16 protein-coding genes are annotated in these 16,868 nt (G+C 59.4%); 9 read left to right on the top strand and 7 right to left on the bottom strand.

Annotated features, from left to right (window positions below; all coding sequences use genetic code 11):
• From ACRZ94_RS15565 to ACRZ94_RS15540, 6 genes are all read right to left on the bottom strand, one after another.
• A complete protein-coding gene (locus tag ACRZ94_RS15565) occupies nucleotides 1-819 on the bottom strand; it encodes a sugar phosphate isomerase/epimerase family protein (protein WP_480797773.1) in 819 nt (272 codons plus the stop codon).
• Nucleotides 820-842: 23 nt separating this feature from the next.
• Nucleotides 843-1,643: a carbohydrate ABC transporter permease gene (locus tag ACRZ94_RS15560; protein WP_480797772.1), complete on the bottom strand. Its 801-nt coding sequence runs from the start codon at nucleotides 1,641-1,643 to the stop codon at nucleotides 843-845.
• Nucleotides 1,640-2,509 (bottom strand): carbohydrate ABC transporter permease, encoded by an 870-nt coding sequence (locus ACRZ94_RS15555; RefSeq protein WP_480654911.1) that lies wholly within the window; start codon nucleotides 2,507-2,509, stop codon nucleotides 1,640-1,642. The genes ACRZ94_RS15560 and ACRZ94_RS15555 overlap by 4 nt, the downstream gene beginning before the upstream one ends.
• Nucleotides 2,510-2,563: 54 nt before the next feature.
• Nucleotides 2,564-3,826, bottom strand: coding sequence for an ABC transporter substrate-binding protein (locus ACRZ94_RS15550; RefSeq protein ID WP_480797771.1), 1,263 nt, complete (start codon nucleotides 3,824-3,826; stop codon nucleotides 2,564-2,566).
• Nucleotides 3,827-3,908: 82 nt separating this feature from the next.
• A complete protein-coding gene (locus tag ACRZ94_RS15545) occupies nucleotides 3,909-4,970 on the bottom strand; it encodes an ABC transporter ATP-binding protein (RefSeq protein ID WP_480797770.1) in 1,062 nt (353 codons plus the stop codon).
• Nucleotides 4,967-5,776 carry a DeoR/GlpR family DNA-binding transcription regulator gene (locus ACRZ94_RS15540; RefSeq protein ID WP_480797769.1) on the bottom strand — a complete coding sequence of 270 codons (810 nt, stop codon included), beginning with the start codon at nucleotides 5,774-5,776 and terminating at the stop codon, nucleotides 4,967-4,969. The genes ACRZ94_RS15545 and ACRZ94_RS15540 overlap by 4 nt, the downstream gene beginning before the upstream one ends.
• 236 nt (nucleotides 5,777-6,012) lie before the next feature.
• Here ACRZ94_RS15540 and ACRZ94_RS15535 point away from each other — a divergent pair, with 236 nt between their 5' ends.
• The 8 genes from ACRZ94_RS15535 to ACRZ94_RS15500 all read left to right on the top strand — a co-directional run bounded on the left by ACRZ94_RS15535 (nucleotide 6,013) and on the right by ACRZ94_RS15500 (nucleotide 14,728).
• Nucleotides 6,013-7,023 (top strand): LacI family DNA-binding transcriptional regulator, encoded by a 1,011-nt coding sequence (locus tag ACRZ94_RS15535; protein WP_480654904.1) that lies wholly within the window; start codon nucleotides 6,013-6,015, stop codon nucleotides 7,021-7,023.
• A 68-nt stretch (nucleotides 7,024-7,091) separates the two neighbouring features.
• Entirely contained in the window at nucleotides 7,092-8,741 is a 1,650-nt protein-coding gene (locus ACRZ94_RS15530; protein ID WP_480654902.1) for a GMC family oxidoreductase, read from the top strand.
• Between the two features lie 98 nt (nucleotides 8,742-8,839).
• The gene (locus ACRZ94_RS15525; RefSeq protein WP_480654900.1) at nucleotides 8,840-9,355 is read left to right on the top strand and encodes a VOC family protein; all 516 of its coding nucleotides are present in this window, start codon (nucleotides 8,840-8,842) and stop codon (nucleotides 9,353-9,355) included.
• 74 nt (nucleotides 9,356-9,429) lie between these two features.
• Nucleotides 9,430-10,833, top strand: coding sequence for an extracellular solute-binding protein (locus ACRZ94_RS15520; RefSeq protein WP_480654898.1), 1,404 nt, complete (start codon nucleotides 9,430-9,432; stop codon nucleotides 10,831-10,833).
• Nucleotides 10,834-10,910: 77 nt separating this feature from the next.
• Nucleotides 10,911-11,798 (top strand): carbohydrate ABC transporter permease, encoded by an 888-nt coding sequence (locus ACRZ94_RS15515; protein ID WP_480654896.1) that lies wholly within the window; start codon nucleotides 10,911-10,913, stop codon nucleotides 11,796-11,798.
• A 10-nt stretch (nucleotides 11,799-11,808) separates the two neighbouring features.
• Nucleotides 11,809-12,633 (top strand): carbohydrate ABC transporter permease, encoded by an 825-nt coding sequence (locus tag ACRZ94_RS15510; protein ID WP_480654894.1) that lies wholly within the window; start codon nucleotides 11,809-11,811, stop codon nucleotides 12,631-12,633.
• Between the two features lie 10 nt (nucleotides 12,634-12,643).
• Entirely contained in the window at nucleotides 12,644-13,717 is a 1,074-nt protein-coding gene (locus tag ACRZ94_RS15505) for an ABC transporter ATP-binding protein (RefSeq protein WP_480654892.1), read from the top strand.
• A gap of 15 nt (nucleotides 13,718-13,732) precedes the next feature.
• A complete protein-coding gene (locus ACRZ94_RS15500; RefSeq protein ID WP_480797768.1) occupies nucleotides 13,733-14,728 on the top strand; it encodes a zinc-binding dehydrogenase in 996 nt (331 codons plus the stop codon).
• Between the two features lie 23 nt (nucleotides 14,729-14,751).
• Here ACRZ94_RS15500 and ACRZ94_RS15495 read toward each other — a convergent pair whose 3' ends face one another.
• Nucleotides 14,752-15,681 carry a LysR family transcriptional regulator gene (locus ACRZ94_RS15495; protein WP_480797767.1) on the bottom strand — a complete coding sequence of 310 codons (930 nt, stop codon included), beginning with the start codon at nucleotides 15,679-15,681 and terminating at the stop codon, nucleotides 14,752-14,754.
• A gap of 96 nt (nucleotides 15,682-15,777) precedes the next feature.
• Between ACRZ94_RS15495 and ACRZ94_RS15490 the strand changes: the two genes are divergently transcribed.
• Nucleotides 15,778-16,851, top strand: coding sequence for an ABC transporter ATP-binding protein (locus ACRZ94_RS15490; RefSeq protein WP_480797766.1), 1,074 nt, complete (start codon nucleotides 15,778-15,780; stop codon nucleotides 16,849-16,851).
• The last annotated feature ends 17 nt before the right edge of the window (nucleotides 16,852-16,868 follow it).

Here is a 16,868-nt window from a genome sequence, read left to right as displayed (position 1 = left end):
TTACACCGCCAATCCTTCGCGCCTGAGAAAGGCAAATGACCGCTCGACCCCGCCCGGCACATGAACTTCTATGATCAGCCTCGGCTTGCTTTCCAGTTCTGCCAGTGCTCTGAAAACCGACACCCAGCGGATGGTCCCGTCGCCCAGGGCCCAGTGCCGGTCCGCATATCCGTCGGCATCCTGCAGATGAACATGCTGCAACGCGTTTCCGGCCGCCTTGATGTAATAATCCACCGGCGGGGCCCCGCATGCGCCGTGAGCGTAATGCGCGTGGCCGGTGTCGACCGAAACCTGCAGGGCGTCCGATTGCAGGCTTGCCGCCAGTTCGACGCGGAAATGGGGGTCGATGTCGCTGATGTTTTCCAGAACCAGCGTCGTGCCGATGTCTTCGGCCCGTTTCACGATTGGGGTCATCGTGGATTGGAATCGCTCAAAGATGCTCTCTTTGGCGTTGGGATAATGCATGATGTTGCGATGGTCCCATTCCAGATAGGGGCTGTGCACGACCATATGGCTGCTACCAAGCGCCTCGCAAATTTCCAGCGCTTTGAACATGCGGTCATGGATCACGTTGCGGATCATCGGGTCCCATGTCGCCAACGGCAAATCCCAGAACGGGCCGTGAATACCGTGACGCCCGCGATACCCGTCCAAGGCACGCTTTGCGCGCTCGACCAGAGGCGCAAAATCACCGTCCAGAACCAGCGGGTTGTGAAAATCCTGCAGCTCCAGATCACGGTCATGATCGAACATCTCGTCGCGAAGGGCGGTGAGCCCGTCCAGCGTTAACGCTGCTCCGACGGTGGGAAGGTCTGACATATCTGTCTCCTGAGAAAATGGCGTTATTTGATGCCCGCGCGCATGAAACTTTGAACAAACTGGCGCTGGAACAGAAGGAAGGCGATCAGCAGCGGCCCCGAGGTCATCAGGGTGGCGGCATTGATGACACTCCATTCTACTCCGGAATCGATGGACGCGAAGACCTGCAATCCCACCGTCACGGGCCGCGTTTCCACCGAATTGGTGATGATCAGCGGCCAGAGAAAATTGTTCCAGTGGTGGCTGACCGAGACCAGCCCATAGGCCAGATAGGTCGGCAGCGCCAAGGGCACATAGACCTTCAGCATGATCCCAAGGCTGGACATGCCCTCGATCTGCGCCGCCTCTTCCAGTTCCTTTGGCACCGACAGAAAGGTCTGGCGCAAAAGGAATATCCCAAAGCCCGAGGCGATATAGGGCAGGGCAATCGCCGCAATCGTGTCAACCAGCCCAAGATAGCGGATGGTCTTGTAGTTCTCGACAATCAGAATGTCGGGCATCACCAGAAGCTGTACCAGCACCAGCGCAAACAGGATTTCGCGCCCCGGAAAGCGGTAGCGGGCAAAGGCATAGGCCGCGAGGGTGCACAGGATGAACTGACCGATCAGAATGGCCGTGACCAGAATGAAGGTGTTGAGGAAGTAGCGCGCAAAGGGCGCGGCCTCCCACGCTTTGGCGAAGTTCTCCAGCGTGATTGGGGCGAACAGGTCAAACCGCGCCTCAAAGGCGGCGGGATGAAACGCTGTCCAGACCGCATAGGCCAGGGGCAGAACCCAGATCAGGGCCAGCACCCAGGCCCCGGTGATGTTGAGGGCGCGCGTCATTTGTAATGCACCTTGCGGTCGAGGAAGAAGAACTGGCCCAGTGCCAGCAGGGCCAGAAGGGCCAGCAACACCACCGTCAAAGCCGCCGCGTAGGATGTATCCCAAAAGCGGAAGGCAGTTTCGTAGATGTAGTAAAGCAGCAGCGATGAGGCGTTGTCAGGCCCTCCCCCGGTCAGCACAAAGATATGGTCGATCATGCGGAACGCATTCACCACCGCGTTGACGCCGATAAACAGCGTGGTGGGCATCAGCAGGGGAAAGGTCACGCGCCGGAAGATGGTCCAGGGGCCTGCGCCTTCGATCCGGGCGGCCTCGATCAGGCTGGGCGGGATGGTTTGCAGGGCGGCAAGGTAGAAGATCATGAAAAACCCCGCCTCTTTCCAGATCGTCACCACCATGACCCCGATCAGCGCCGTTTGGGGGTTGCCCAGCACGTTGGACTGGCCAAAGCCGAACAGGCCGGTGATCTGGTCAAAAAGGCCAAAGCCGGGTGTGTAGAAGAACAGCCAGATATTGGCGACGGCAATCATCGGCAGCACGGTCGGGGTGAAATAGGCCATACGCACAAATCCGCGCCCCGGCAGCCGTTCACTGACCCAAAGAGCCATCCCAAGCGCGATGACGATCGAGGTGGGGATTGTGCCGATGGCGAACCAGATATTGTTGCTGAGCACTTTCCAGAAAATCGGGTCGGCGATCAGCTCCTGATAGTTCTCCAACCCGGCCCAGCGGCTGGGGCGGCGGCCCCGCGGCGTGGTCCAGAAACTCTGCCACAGGGTGGTGATGGCCGGGATATGGGTGAACGCCAGCAAAAACACAAAAGCAGGCGTCAGCAGCAGCCAGGCATGTATCCAGTGTCGTTGCATCGGGCGGTCCTTTAGGGGGGGTGCGAGGCGGGGCGGCCCGCCTCGCGATTGGGGTTAACGATAGTCCTTCAGGACATCGTCAGCTTTGGCCTGTGCCTCGGCCAGCGCCTCGGCTGCCGATTTCTCACCGGTGATGGCGGCGTGCAGCGCATCGTTGAAAATGCGGGTCACGCGCTGGTTTTCGTAGGTGGACAGCTCAGCCGTTGCGAACTCCAGCTGATCCCGCGCGACCAGGGCGGGCGGGAAATCCGCGACATAAGCCTTCATCACATCGGAGTCCCATGTGGCAGGTGACGGGGCCACATAGCCGGTTGCAATCGACCACTTGGCCGCCTGCTCGGGCTGCGAAATCCACTTGATGAAGTCGAACGCAGCTTTGGTTTCTTCGTCCGAGCCGCCTTTGAACAGGTAGAAATTGCCGCCACCGGTCGGTGCGCCGCGGCTTTCCTTGGCGGGCAGCATTGCAACGCCGAACTCGAACGGGGCATTGTTGCGCACGTTGGTCAGGTTGCCGGTCGAGGTCCACATCATTGCGGTCTGGCCTTCGAAAAAGGCTTTCGGCGTCGCGCCCCATTCGATGATACCGGGCGCCATCACGCCGTCATTGGACAGCGACACCAGATACTCCAGCGCCTCGACCACCTTGGGATCGTCAAAGTTGGTCTTGGTGCCACCATCGGAAACCAGTGTTGCACCGTTCGAGGTCGTCAGACCCTGAAACAGCCAGTAGGGGAAGCCCGACGACGGGATACGCACACCCCATTGGGTGACGTTTCCGCTGTCATCTTTTTTAGTGAGTTTGGCGGCCCAGTCTTTCATCTCGTCCCATGTTTCGGGCGCGCGCTCCAGACCGGCCTCAGCCAGCGCTTCTTTGTTGTAATAGAGCACAGGCGTCGAGCGCTGGAACGGGATTCCATAGGTGTTACCGTCGATCATGGAGTTTTCCATGAACGCCGGGTAGAACGACTTGAGCCATGCTTTGTCTTCGTCCGTGGTGGCGAAATCATCAAACGCATGGATCAGATCTTCGTCGTAGAGTGTGTACATATCGACCGACAGGATCACCGACAGCTGCGGCGCGTTGCCGCCGCGCGCGGCTGTCAGGGCCTTGGCGACGGTGTCCTGATACGACCCGGCATAGATTGCGTCGATATTCACGTCCGGGTTGGCAGCGACATATTGGGCGGTCAGTTCTTCGATGGTGTTGGCAGCGGCCCCGCCAACGGCGACCGGAAAGTAAAACTCCAGGTCCACAGCCAAAGCCGGAGATGCGGCAAGGGCCAATGCGGCCACGGCCGCTTTGAGTTTCGAGATCATGTCAGTTCTCCATGAGGGTAAAGACCGGTCAGGCCGGCAGGCAGCACCCGAAGCAGTTCGGGGGCATTCGGGAGCAGGGGGATCATGCCGCCCCCCGCGCAAAGCTGGACGCACGCGCGGCGTCATCGATGCGCTGTTGCGATCGGGTGTCAAAAAGGTGCACGTCATCGACCTCAAAACCGAAAGACAGGTGTTCTCCGGGCGCAAAGCTGCGGTTGCCCGGCAACTTGGCCAGAAGGCTGTTCCCTTGAGTAGTGAGTTCGACAAGGGTATCCGCGCCCAGAAACTCGGCGTTCTTGACCGTGGCTGTCAGCGGGCCGTCCACTGCGACCCGCATTTGTTCGGGGCGGATGCCAACCTGCAAGCTTTCTGAACCTTCACCATTTGCGAACACCTCGGCGGGCAGCAGATTCATCGGTGGCGTGCCGATGAACCGCGCGGCAAACGGTGTGGCAGGGGCCGAGTAAAGCTCCTGCGGCGTAGCCACCTGTTCAATTTGCCCCGCATTCATCAGCACGACCTGATCAGCCATGGTGATGGCTTCGATCTGATCATGGGTGACGTAGACCATGGTAAAGCCAAGGCTGCGTTGCAGTTGCCGGATTTCACGCCGCATCTCGTCGCGCAGACGGGCGTCGAGATTGGACAGGGGTTCATCCATCAGACAGACAGGCCGCCGCGAGATGACCGCCCGCCCCAGCGCGACACGCTGTTGTTGCCCGCCTGACAGGGCCGCCGGTTTGCGATCAAGATACGGCGTCAGTTCCAACAGCCCGGCCACCTCGGTCAGGCGCTGGTCGCGTTCCGCCTTGTTCAGCCTCTCAACCCGCAGGCCGAAGATTATGTTTTCCGCCACCGACAAATGCGGAAACAGCGCATAGTTCTGGAACACCATCGACAATTGCCGCTGCGCAGGCGGCAGGGTGGTCACGTCATCTGATCCGATACGAACCGTACCCCCGCTGACCGTTTCCAGCCCTGCAATAACCCGCAACGTGGTTGATTTCCCGCAGCCCGACGGGCCGAGGATCGCCGTGAACTTGCCCGCCGGGATCTCAAGATCAATGCCCCGAAGCGAGATCGTCTCGCCCCAGGCTTTGCGCACGGCGGACAGGTGGATGGGCTTGCCGTTCAGGGCGCTCATTTGTCCACCTCGTCGCAAATCACCAGGTTCACTCCGGCACCTGCAAGCATCGTGCAGATCGCCTCGGGTGGGCGGGTATTGCACACCACATGGTCGACACCCGTGACGTGTCCGCTGCAGGCATGGGCCGTGCGAGAGAATTTCGTCGCGTCCAGAACCAGAATGCGCGTCTGTGCATTGCGCGAGATCGCCTCGCGGGCAAAAACGTCCTCTTCGGACAAATCCAGCAACGCGCCATCGGCACTGACGGCCGCGACACCAAAAAGACCGATGTCAACGCGATAGCTGTCAAAGAAATCAACCGCCGCAGGCCCCACGATATCGGCCTCGGACCGGCGCAGGCGGCCGCCGGGGATAGTGACCTGAGTGCCATCGAACTGATGCGCTGTCAGCGCCACATGCAGGTTGTTCGAAAACAGCTGCAGCCCCTGATGCCGATCGAGATTCGCCACAACCAACTCGGGCGTGGTGCCAATCGAGACGGCCACGGTCGCCCCGTCGGGAATCAATTTGGCGGCGGCCTGACCGACCGCGCGTTTGGCAGTCAGGTTCAGGATGCGGCGCAGTTCGTAATGCTGCGCACTCACCGTTGCCAGCTCGACCCCGCCATGCACGCGCCGCAGCAGCCCTTTCTGGCACATCGCGTTGACGTCTTTGCGAATGGTCTGCGTTGCGACGCCGAACTGGATTGCAAGCTCTTCGACCTTGGCCTGCCCCCTGTCGCGGACGATCTCGGCGATCTGCGCCTGACGTTCGGTGCTGCCGGTAGGCGCGGTTTGTTTTATGGATGGCGTTTCTTGGTTCATGTGAACCACGTAACGCATTCATACGAACCATTTGTGACAATGCGCGGAAGAATCCGGGCGAAGGGTCACAGGATAAGTATGCCGGGGTAGCAGGCACCTGACGGGTCATGCGCGCAGTTTGCACGGCAGGTCAGCTGGCTCTGACTGGACAATCACACCGCAAATGTGATGCTTTTGTCTGAAGAAACTGCGCTTGGACCTTGGAAAAAGTTTGCGCCACAATTTAGGAAGCGGGCTTGGGACGCGTTAAAATCTCTGACATTGCCAGCGCAGCAGGCGTTTCAAACGCGACTGTTTCCTATGCTTTGAACGGTGGCGGGCGTGTGTCGGCAAAGACGCGGGACCGCATTCTGAAGATTTCCCGCGAGTTGGGGTTCATCAGGGACGACAAGGCGGCGCAGCTGCGCACGGGCCGATCCTCTCTGATCGGTGTCGTGCTGAACACCGTTGTGAACCCGTTCTTCAGCGAGCTTGTCGCAGCCTTGGAAACGGCAGCCTACGAGGCAGGCTATCTGACCCTGTTGGCGACCGCGCAGAATGATCCTGTCCGGCAGCAAAAATTGATTGCCTCGATGATTGCACAAGGGGTGGCTGGGGTTGTTATCAGCCCGGTGCATGTTCCCAACGCCGAATCCATATCGGAAACACTGCGCCGCAACATCCCGACAGTTGTGTGTGTGCGCGACCTGCCCGGATCAGGTGCTGCCTTTGTCGGCGCTGATGAGGTAATGTCGGGTTATCTGGCAGCGAGCCATCTGATCGAAAACGGCCACCGCTCTTTCTGGTTTGTCGGAGGTTATGAACAGACAACGACCTGGCAAGGTAGAAAGCAGGGCGTGCTGAAGGCGCTTGCCGAAGCCGGTCTGCCCGCCAGCGCCTGTGTGTTGCACCCTGGCTCTCAACTGCCGGACTTTGCCCGCGACAGGCTCTTGGCCGCCCAATCCGAAAACCGGCTTCCGACGGCCGTTCTATGTTTCAATGACGACCAAGCCAGCGGCGTTTATCGAGCCGCCAAGGACATGGGAATTCTGATCGGCCGGGATTTGTCGGTTATGGGGTTCGACAACATCCAGCAAAATGATGCGATGATACCGGGACTGTCGTCAGTGGACATTCATCCAACCCAGATTGGACGAATATCGGCAGAGACGATTGTAAAACTTCTGCGCAATGACAACGCGCCCGTAGACCCTGTTATCCTCAGGCCCGAGCTTGTGATACGCGACTCTGTCGCCCGCCTGACTTGACTGGGCCGATGCGCCTGTGCCACCTATTGTAACCAAATGGTTACAAACTATGGTGCAGAGGAAGGCAGATGTCGCGTCAGACTTTCGACTATGTGATCGTCGGGGGTGGGTCCTCTGGCTGCGTGCTGGCCGCCCGCCTGAGCGAAGACCCGGACGTCAAAGTTGCGCTGGTCGAGGCCGGCGGGCGGGATCGCAGCCCGCTGTTTCACATGCCTGCGGGCTTTGCCAAGATGACCAAGGGGATTGCGTCCTGGGGCTGGTCCACGGTGCCGCAAAAGGGTCTGAACGGTCGGTCACTGTGGTACACGCAGGCACGTGTGATCGGTGGCGGGTCTTCGATCAATGCGCAGATCTACACGCGCGGTAACCGCAGGGATTATGACAATTGGTCCGAGGTTCACGGCTGCGACGGCTGGAGCTATCGCGAGGTTCTACCCTATTTCAAACGGGCCGAGGGGAATGAGCGGTTTGAAGATGACTATCACGGCGGTGATGGCCCGCTGGGTGTCTCGATGCCACGCGGCGCGCTGCCGATTTGCAGCGCCTTCATCCGGGCTGCGCAGCAATGGGGTCTGCCGTACAACCCGGATTTCAACGGCAAGCAGCAGGCCGGCTGCGGGTTTTACCAGCTGACGCAGAAAGACGCGCGCAGGTCCTCGACCGCGCAAGCCTATCTGAAGCCGGTCGAATCCCGGCCCAACCTGACAGTGATGACGGGGGCTCAGGTCCGGCGGATCGTTTTGGACAAAAGCCGCGCGACCGGGGTTGAGGTGATGACCGGATCGGATCGCACCACCCTGCGGGCCGAGCGCGAGGTGTTGCTGACCTCTGGCGCGATTGGCTCGCCCCGGCTGCTGATGCTGTCCGGCGTCGGGCCAGCAGACCATCTGCGTTCGGTCGGGATCGACGTGCAACATGACCTGCCCGGCGTCGGGTCGAACCTGCAGGATCACGTTGATCTCTGCACGATTTCGCAATGCACGGGACGTCATACCTATGATGGAACGGATCGGATCGACCGGACCATTCTGGCCGGATTGCAATATTACCTGACCAAGACCGGCCCAGTGACGGCGTCGCTGTTTGAAACGGGCGGGTTCTGGTACGCGGACGAGAATGCGGACGCACCCGATATGCAGTTTCATCTGGGGCAGGGGTCCGGGATCGAGAAAGGCATCGTCAAGATCGATGGGTGCGGCGTAACGCTAAACAGCACATTTGCCCGACCAAGGTCCCGCGGCACCGTGCGGCTGGCCTCGGACCAGTTGGATACGGCCCCGCTTATCGATCCTAATTTCTGGGGCGATCCCTATGATCGGGAAATGTCTCTGCGCGGGCTGGAGATGGCGCGCGAGATCATGCAGCAACCCGCCCTGAAAGACTATGTCCAGCACGAGGTTCTGCCCGGCCCTAATGCATCAGAAGCTGAGGTGCTGGATTATGCCATGGGCATTGCCAAGACCGACCACCACCCGGTCGGAACCTGTAAGATGGGGCATGATGACATGGCGGTGGTGGACACCGAACTGAAAATCAAGGGGCTAGAGGGTATCCGGGTTTGCGATGCCTCCATCATGCCCGCGATCAATTCGTCCAACACAAACGCGCCGACCATCATGATCGGTGAAAAAGCGTCAGACATGGTGCGGGGCCTTGATCCTTTGCCCGCGGTCATTTTCGCGGACGAACGCAACGATGGCCGCCGCGACCTGGCCTGAGGCTTTTTCTGACCAATAATGAAGACGGAAAAAATTCCTCCTTGACTAAGTAACTATCTAGTGCGTTAATCGTTTCATCAAACAGAAGGGAGGCTGCTTTGACCACATTGGGTTTACACCATATCGGGTTCACCGTGCCGGATATGGAAGAGGCGGTTGCCTTCTTCACCGACGTTTTCGGGGCGGTCACGATCATGGAATGCGGCGCGGTCGATGTGGATGACGATTTCATGCTGACTCGGCTGGGAGTTCCGGCGGGTTGCAAGATCTCGGACCAGCGGGTTTTGCAGGTCGGACGCGGCGGATCGCTGGAGGTGTTCGAGTATTCGGGCGTCTCCGATCCGACACCCATCAAGCACAATGGTGAGGTTGGCGCGATGCATATGGCGTTCGAGGTCGAAGATGCTTTTGCCACCGCCGAACGGCTGAAGGCCAAGGGCGTGGACGTGCTGGAAGGGCCAACCCTGATCGAAGGTGGGCCGATGGACCAGCTGGTCTGGATGTATCTGCGTGCCCCCTGGGGACAATATCTTGAAATCGTAAGCGCAAACGGGCCGTTGGGATATGAGGCAGAGGCGTCTGAGATGCTTTGGACTCCGTCGCAGGGCAAATGACCGGCGCAAAAAATTGACAAAAGATTAAACGTTTCATCAAGACGCGGAAAGCGTCGCACAGCGGAGGAGAAACCATGAAACCATTAGGACTGACCGCATTTGTGTCAGCCGTCGCCATCACTGCGGCGACGGTGGGCTACGCAAAGGATTTTGACGGCGTTGAGCTTAAGATGCTGGCTATCGGTGACACATCCGTCACCCGTCTTGCCCCGATCGTGGATGAGTTCGAGGAACTGACCGGCGCGAAGGTGCAGATCGACATGTTCCCCTATCCCGGTCTGATCGACAAGATCGTGATCGAGGCCAGCGCCAACGACCCGTCTTATCAGTTGATGTGGGTCGACAGCCCCTGGGTTGGCGTTCTGGGCGAATCCGGCGCGTTGGAGGATCTGACCGATCTGGTCAAACGCGACGCTGAGGAAATCCATCTCGATGACATCGTTCCTATCCAGCTACAGGAAAACACCTGGCAGGGGCGCTTGTTGGCCTTCCCGGCCTCGGGCATGATCTGGCATCAAAATTACCGCAAGGACTTGTATGAGAACGCCGAAGAACAGGCGGCATTCAAAGAGAAATACGGCTATGATCTGGCCCCGGCGCAGACCTGGGATCAGTATATCGACATTGCCGAGTTCTTTACCCGGCCCGCTGGCGCAACACTGGCCGGCGAAACGCTTGAGAAAGACTTCTACGGCAACGCGCAAGCCTATAGCCGGGTGGCCGGTGCGATCACCCATGACTTCTTCCCGATCATGCGCAGCTTTGGCGGCAGCTATTGGGACCCGGAAACCGGCCTCTGCGCGATGGACAGTGAGGCTGCGCTGGCCGCAGCGGATGTGATGAAACGCCTCGTGGCGTTCAACCCGCCGGATTATCTGGGCCTGATGTGGGACATTCGCACCGGTTACATGGAACGGGCCGAGGTCGCCCAGTCCAGCTATTGGTCGGTGCGCACCGTGCGTCTGACCAACCCTGATGAGGCCGTTCTGCCGACCGTGGGTGAAGCAGGCTATGCCGCCAGCCCGACCGGCGATGGCAGCCCGCAGCCGACCATGACCGGCGCGCTGAGCTTTGGCATCAACTCCAAGGCCGCCGATCAGGAAAAAGAGGCCGCGTGGGAGTTCATCAAATGGGGCACATCCCGTGACATGATGCGCCGCTTTGCCGAAGAAGGATCAGGCGTCAGCCAGTTTCACAAGTCGATCCTGTCCGACCCCGACCTGCAAGAGAAATACCCCTACTACAAGGTGCTTCTTGAAACGCAGGACAACGCACGCCGTCGTATCTTCCACCCGTTCTATGCCGATGTCGAAGAAATCTTTGGCGTTGAGCTGAACAAGTACATGGCGGGTGAAACCGAGACAGCGGAAGAAGCGCTGACCAATGCCTGCACCAAGATCAACACGCGGCTCAAGGTCTTCCCCGAGGATCTGCGCCTACGCTGGATCAACGACGCACCGGCCGACATTTTCAACTAAGGCCGGCCTCCCCGCTGCCCCGGCCCGCGTACCGGGGCAGCACCAAGATACAAACTCTTTCACCAAGGCTCTGCTTCATGGCGTATATCCGTAAGCGCAACAGACGGATTTTCCTGATCTTTCTGCTGCCTGCCATCCTGATCCTGTTTCTGACGACGATCTACCCGATGCTCTATGCAGGGTATCTGAGCTTCCGGTCTTACGATCTGGCCAAACCTTTCGTGCCGCGCGTGTTCGTGGGGTGGAGCAACTATCAGAACGTTCTGACGACCGGCGACTTCCTGCATGCGCTGAAGATCACCTTTCAGCTGATGGCCATTACGCTCAGCATTCAGCTCTTCATCGGTGTGGGTCTTGCGTTGCTGGTCACCCAGCGGCTCCCCGGAATGGGGGTCGCGCGGACGCTGCTGCTGATCCCGATGATGATCTCACCGGTGATCGTGGGGCTTGTCTGGCTGTTTCTGTACTTCCCCGAGCTGGGCTATCTGAACTATTTCCTCAGCTTTCTTGGCCTTGGCCCGGTCTCTTGGATCACCTCGCCGGACTGGGCGCTGTGGGCAATTGCCATTGCTGATATCTGGCAGTGGACGCCGTTCATCATGATGGGCACCGCCGCCGCGCTGACCAGCCTGTCGCCCGAACCCTATGAGGCCGCGCGCATTGACGGGAACACCCGCTGGCAGGTCTTCCGCTATGTGACGCTGCCGCAGCTGAAGCCGGTTCTGGTCAGCCTGTTGTTCCTGCGTGCCATCGATGCGTTCAAGATCTACGACATCATCTTTGTGCTGACCAAAGGCGGCCCCGGCGATTCAACCGAAGTGCTGTCACTGTACATCTACCGCCAGTCTTTCACCTTTTGGCAGATGGGGGTCGGGGCGGCTGCATCTTTTGTGTCGCTGATCATCATTGTCGTGCTGATCACCTTCTTCTTCAAATCCCTCAACCGCGATCCGATGCAGAGCTGACAGTGACGATATGAACAAACCTAGCACCCAACAAGCGATCCTGGTCTATACCCTTCTGGGGATTGCCCTGATCGTCTTTATGACGCCGATCTATCTGATCGCCTCATCTTCGGTCAAACCAAGCCCGATCATGTTCCAGAAACCCCCGGCGATGATCTTTGAGCCGACGCTGGATCACTATCGCGACCTGTTCGCCATGCGGCCCTTTGGCAAGTTCATCGCAAACAGTCTGATTGTGGCGCTTGGGTCGACCGCGTTTTCAGTGTTTTTCGGCAGCATCGCCGCCTATGCGATCAGCCGGATCAAGCACAAGCGGATGAACGATGTCGCGTTCTGGATTTTGTCAATGCGCATGTTCCCCCCTATCGCCGTGGTCGTGCCCTATTACATCATCTTCAAGACCGTGGGCCTGCTGGACACACCCATTGCGCTGATCATTGTCTATTCCACGGCGAATATCCCCCTGACCGTCTGGCTGATGAAAGGCTTCTTTGACGAAGTGCCAACCGCGCTGGAAGAAGCCGCTGCGGTGGACGGGCATGGGCTGATCTCGATCTTCTGGAAGGTTACGCTGCCACTGGCGGCACCCGGCCTCGCGGTGTCGGCGGTGTTCTGTTTCATCTTCTCATGGAACGAGTTCCTGTTCGCCCTGATGCTTACCGGCTCGAACGCGCAAACGGCGCCGGTGGCGGTCATGTCTTTCTGGTCGTCGGACGCGGTGCAATGGGGCCGCATCATGGCCGGTTCGTTTGTCATACTCATTCCCGGTGTCGTCTTTGTCCTGACCTGCCAGCGGTGGCTGGTGCGCGGGCTGACGATGGGTTCGGTCAAGTAAAGGAAGTGCAATGTCGGCAATCACGCTGAGAAATGTCATCAAACGATACGGCCAGGTCGAGGTCGTCCATGGCATTGATCTGGACGTAGAAGAGGGCGAATTCGTCGTTCTGCTGGGGCCATCGGGCTGCGGCAAGACCACGACGCTGCGCATGGTTGCGGGGCTCGAAGATGTCTCGGATGGCGACCTGTCGATCGGCGGCGCGCGCGTGAATGAGGTCGCGCCCAAGGATCGCGGCGTGGCGATGGTGTTCCAGAACTATGCGCTCTATCCCCATATGACCGTGCGGCAGAATATGGAGTTCGCGCTCAAACCGCTGAGCCTGTCCACGGACGAGGTCGCCCGCCGCGTCGATGAGGTTGCCGCCACGCTTGGGTTGGCCGAGCTGCTGGCGCGTCGCCCCGCACAACTGTCCGGAGGACAACGCCAGCGCGTCGCGATGGGCCGCGCCATGGTGCGCACGCCGGATGTGTTCCTGTTTGACGAGCCGCTGTCCAACCTGGACGCCAAGCTGCGCACACAGGTTCGGCTGGAAATCGCCAAGCTGCACAACCGCCTTGGCACAACCGTCCTGTATGTCACCCATGACCAAGTCGAGGCGATGACCCTTGCCGACAAGATCGTCATAATGCGCGACGGCCATATCGAGCAGGTGGGCACGCCGGAACAGGTCTATAGCCAGCCCAACAACACGTTCGTTGCCACGTTCATCGGCTCACCCCCGATGAACATGATCCCGGCCCGTGTGCGACAGGGGCGGCTTGAGGCGGATGGCCTGCACCTTTCTGTGCCAGACCGGTTCAAGGGTGTTCTGGCCGAAGATCAGGACGTGACCATCGGAATTCGCCCCAACGGCCTGTCTCTGGCAAAGGACGTTGACCCCAACACCGCCCCTGCCCGTGTCGAAGTGACCGAGTATCTGGGCAACGAGGCCCTTCTGGACCTGCGCGCCGGGCCGCACGAACTGATCGCCGAGGTTCCGGCGTTGGGCAGGCCCGCTCCGGGCGCTGAGGTCACGGTGCACTTCGACCCCGATGCCCTCCACCTGTTTGACACCGCAAGCGGCGACAGCCTGTCGCTCTGACGAAAGGACACCCTAATGCCTCAGGAAATCGTCTTTCCCGCCAAAAACACCTTTGTGCTGTCCGACTATCAGGACACCCCGCTTGCCGCAGACGAAATCAGGGGGCCGACGGTGGCGACCCTGATCAGCCAGGGCACAGAACTGGCCTGGGCCAATGGGGACGATTTTCCCATCCGGCCCGGATACGCCGCTGTTTTTCGTGTCGATGAAATCGGCGCGGATGTGCAGGGTGTTGCGGTCGGGGATTTGCGTTTTTGCATGGGTCATCACCGCTCAACCCAGCAGTATCAGGCCCGTCATACCTTGCCCGTGCCACACGGCATGACACCGGAAACCGCGTTGCTGGCCCGGCTTATGGGTGTGTCCATGACAACGCTGATGACCACAAAGGCCCGTCCGGGGGATAATGTCGTGATCTGCGGGGCCGGGCCGGTCGGCATTCTGGCGGCTCAGAACTTCAAAATTGGCGGTTACAAGGTTTCGGTGGTTGAACCAGACCCGCTGCGCCGCGCGCAGGTTGAACAGTCAGGCATCAATAGCACCTTCGCCAAAATGCCCTTGGACGATCCTGCTTTTGCCCGCAAAGTGGCACTGGCGGTCGATTGTTCGGGTCACGAGGCCGCCGTATTGGACGCCTGTCGCATCGTCAGGCAAGGCGGAGAAGTTGTTCTGGTTGGCGTGCCCTGGCAGCAACGCACCGACATCCCGGCACATAACATCCTGCGCGAGGTTTTCTTTAGCTATGTCAACCTGCGCAGCGGCTGGGAATGGGAACTGCCGATCCACAGCCGCGGGTTCGTCTGGGAAGAGTTGCTTGAGGGGTATAACAACGCGCCTCACAGTATCTTCTCGGGGTTTGAAAAAGCGTTGGGGTGGCTGGCTGAGAAAGGGCAGGATTTCAGCGCTCTGTCCGTCAGCATCCCTGTTCAGGATATCGAACGTGTCTATTCCGATATTTCGCAACGGGTGATCGAAGAACCATTCATCATTTTGGATTGGGACGCCAAGTGACCTGATGACGGAACCAGGGCGCGTTAACTCTGCGCCTGTGCGTCTGTCAGGCAGCATTGCCGCGCCCTTGAGATCAGGTTCTTGATCGGGGGAAGCTCGGCAATGCTGGATCGGACGGCATATCCGCTGATGACCTGTCCCGGCCCCTGTGCGAACGGCAGCTGGACAAGGCCGTTGCGGCCAAGCGCATCCGCAAGCGCATCAACGGCAAAGACGACATGATCGCTGGCGCGCGCAACCGCCATCATCGCAGTCAGCGACATGATCCGCAGCGAGAACTGGCGCGAAGGGATCGCCAGATCCTTGGCCCATTTTTGCGCGTTCCCTTCCAATTGATCGTCGCTGGAGAATCCAATCCATGGGTAGTTGACCAATTGTTCGGCGCGGGGTTCAGAGGATGACAGCAAGGGATGCCCCTGCCGCACGAAAATCTGCAATTCCATGTTCAGCAGTGGTTCGCAAAGAACGCCGGGGCGCTCAAACTCTTTCGACAAAACACCAAAATAGATGTCGAAATGCCCGTCGATCATTCGCGGCACAAGGTAATCGCCGGACCCGGTTGCAATATCCAGCCGGATTTGCGGGTGATCCGCGCAAAACCCCGGCAGGATTTCGGGCAGCAGTTTCACGTTCCAGACCGGCCCCGATCCAATGCGCAACTCAACATTGGCAAGCGATGCCGTGTCCCGAATTTCGGCATTTGCAAAATCGATTTCCCGAACCAGCCAACGAGTACGCTTGCGCAGGGCTTCGGCTGTGGGCATGGGGCGCAGGCCCTGGGGGGAGCGTTCGAACAATTGCACCCCGAACTCGGCTTCAAGCTGAGCGATGCTTTTTGACACGGCCGATTGCGTTATGCCGACAGCTTCGGCCGCGGCTGTCGTGCTCGCCGTGTCATAGACCGCCGCAAAGATACGCAGTTTACGAGGCAAGAGGTCAGGGGTAGTCGCCATTTTCATGCCCTTCTGAGAATTATGAATTTGATTCTAGTCATCGGTCGGGGGAAAAGACAAGAAAGGAACAAAAGAACGTGTCGGGGGACAGGCGCTGTGAATTCCGTTGAATTCAGGAAGATCAAAAAACGCTATGGCGCGGTCGAGGTGATTACCGACCTGTCGCTTACCATCGGCGATGGTGAGTTCATCGTTCTGTTGGGCCCGTCCGGGTGCGGAAAATCCACGCTGTTGCGGATGCTCGCGGGGCTTGAGGACATCTCGGGCGGGGACATTGCGATCAACGGCGCGGTCGTCAACGATGTTCCGGCGCGGGATCGGGACGTTGCGATGGTGTTTCAGAACTATGCGCTCTACCCGCATATGAATGTTGCTGAAAACATGGGGTTCGCGTTGAAAATGCGCGGCGTTGATCCGGCTGAAATTGAACGCCGGGTGGCCGAGGCGGCGAATATCCTGGGTCTGCAGGACTATCTGAACCGCAAACCCCGTGCCTTGTCCGGCGGTCAGAGGCAGCGGGTTGCGATGGGGCGTGCCATCGTGCGCGACCCCAAGGTATTTCTGTTCGATGAACCGCTGTCGAACCTCGATGCCAAGCTGCGCGCCCGGATGCGGGTCGAGATTGAACAGCTGCACCGGCGGTTGGGCGCGACTTCGATTTTCGTGACCCATGATCAGGTCGAGGCGATGACGATGGCCGACCGGATCGTGCTGATGAATGACGGGGTGATCCAGCAGGTCGGCAAGCCGACCGAGCTGTATGATCGCCCCAAAAACCTGTTTGTGGCCGAGTTCATTGGCGCGCCTCAGATGAACCTCGTGCAGGGAACGGTCGAGCAGTCAGACGGCGCGGTGCTGAGGCTGGAGGATGGGGCGCGTGTGCCTCTTGGTCCTCTGGATACGCTACCGCAGGAGCCAGTGATCTGCGGGTTCCGCCCCGAACATCTTGACATCACGCCCGGCGGCGACGGGTCCGAAACCGTTGTGGCGACCGAGTCGCTGGGCCACCAGACCATCATTCATTGTGACGGCGCGTTGGGGCGGGTGGCCGCCCTTGTTGACCGCGCGCAAGACGCGGCACTGACACTTGATACGCCCGTCACTATCCGGCCCCAACCGGGCCAATTCCATCTGTTCAGCGCAACAACAGGGCAACGCCTGAACGGATAACAGCGGAGGAGACGACA

This window comes from Ruegeria sp. CH10 (assembly GCF_056537125.1).
The sequence above is the reverse complement of the archived record's forward strand: the minus strand, read 5'-3'. Positions and strand labels throughout refer to the sequence as shown.

Bases quoted from the DNA above. Each gene is read 5' to 3' on its own strand.
- ACRZ94_RS15565 (WP_480797773.1), bottom strand. From the start codon at position 819: ATGTCAGACCTTCCCACCGTCGGAGCAGCGTTAACGCTGGACGGGCTC.
- ACRZ94_RS15555 (WP_480654911.1), bottom strand. From the start codon at position 2,509: ATGCAACGACACTGGATACATGCCTGGCTGCTGCTGACGCCTGCTTTT.
- ACRZ94_RS15495 (WP_480797767.1), bottom strand. From the start codon at position 15,681: ATGGCGACTACCCCTGACCTCTTGCCTCGTAAACTGCGTATCTTTGCG.
- ACRZ94_RS15550 (WP_480797771.1), bottom strand. From the start codon at position 3,826: ATGATCTCGAAACTCAAAGCGGCCGTGGCCGCATTGGCCCTTGCCGCA.
- ACRZ94_RS15520 (WP_480654898.1), top strand. From the start codon at position 9,430: ATGAAACCATTAGGACTGACCGCATTTGTGTCAGCCGTCGCCATCACT.
- ACRZ94_RS15505 (WP_480654892.1), top strand. From the start codon at position 12,644: ATGTCGGCAATCACGCTGAGAAATGTCATCAAACGATACGGCCAGGTC.
- ACRZ94_RS15560 (WP_480797772.1), bottom strand. From the start codon at position 1,643: ATGACGCGCGCCCTCAACATCACCGGGGCCTGGGTGCTGGCCCTGATC.
- ACRZ94_RS15510 (WP_480654894.1), top strand. From the start codon at position 11,809: ATGAACAAACCTAGCACCCAACAAGCGATCCTGGTCTATACCCTTCTG.
- ACRZ94_RS15500 (WP_480797768.1), top strand. From the start codon at position 13,733: ATGCCTCAGGAAATCGTCTTTCCCGCCAAAAACACCTTTGTGCTGTCC.
- ACRZ94_RS15530 (WP_480654902.1), top strand. From the start codon at position 7,092: ATGTCGCGTCAGACTTTCGACTATGTGATCGTCGGGGGTGGGTCCTCT.
- ACRZ94_RS15540 (WP_480797769.1), bottom strand. From the start codon at position 5,776: ATGAACCAAGAAACGCCATCCATAAAACAAACCGCGCCTACCGGCAGC.
- ACRZ94_RS15515 (WP_480654896.1), top strand. From the start codon at position 10,911: ATGGCGTATATCCGTAAGCGCAACAGACGGATTTTCCTGATCTTTCTG.
- ACRZ94_RS15545 (WP_480797770.1), bottom strand. From the start codon at position 4,970: ATGAGCGCCCTGAACGGCAAGCCCATCCACCTGTCCGCCGTGCGCAAA.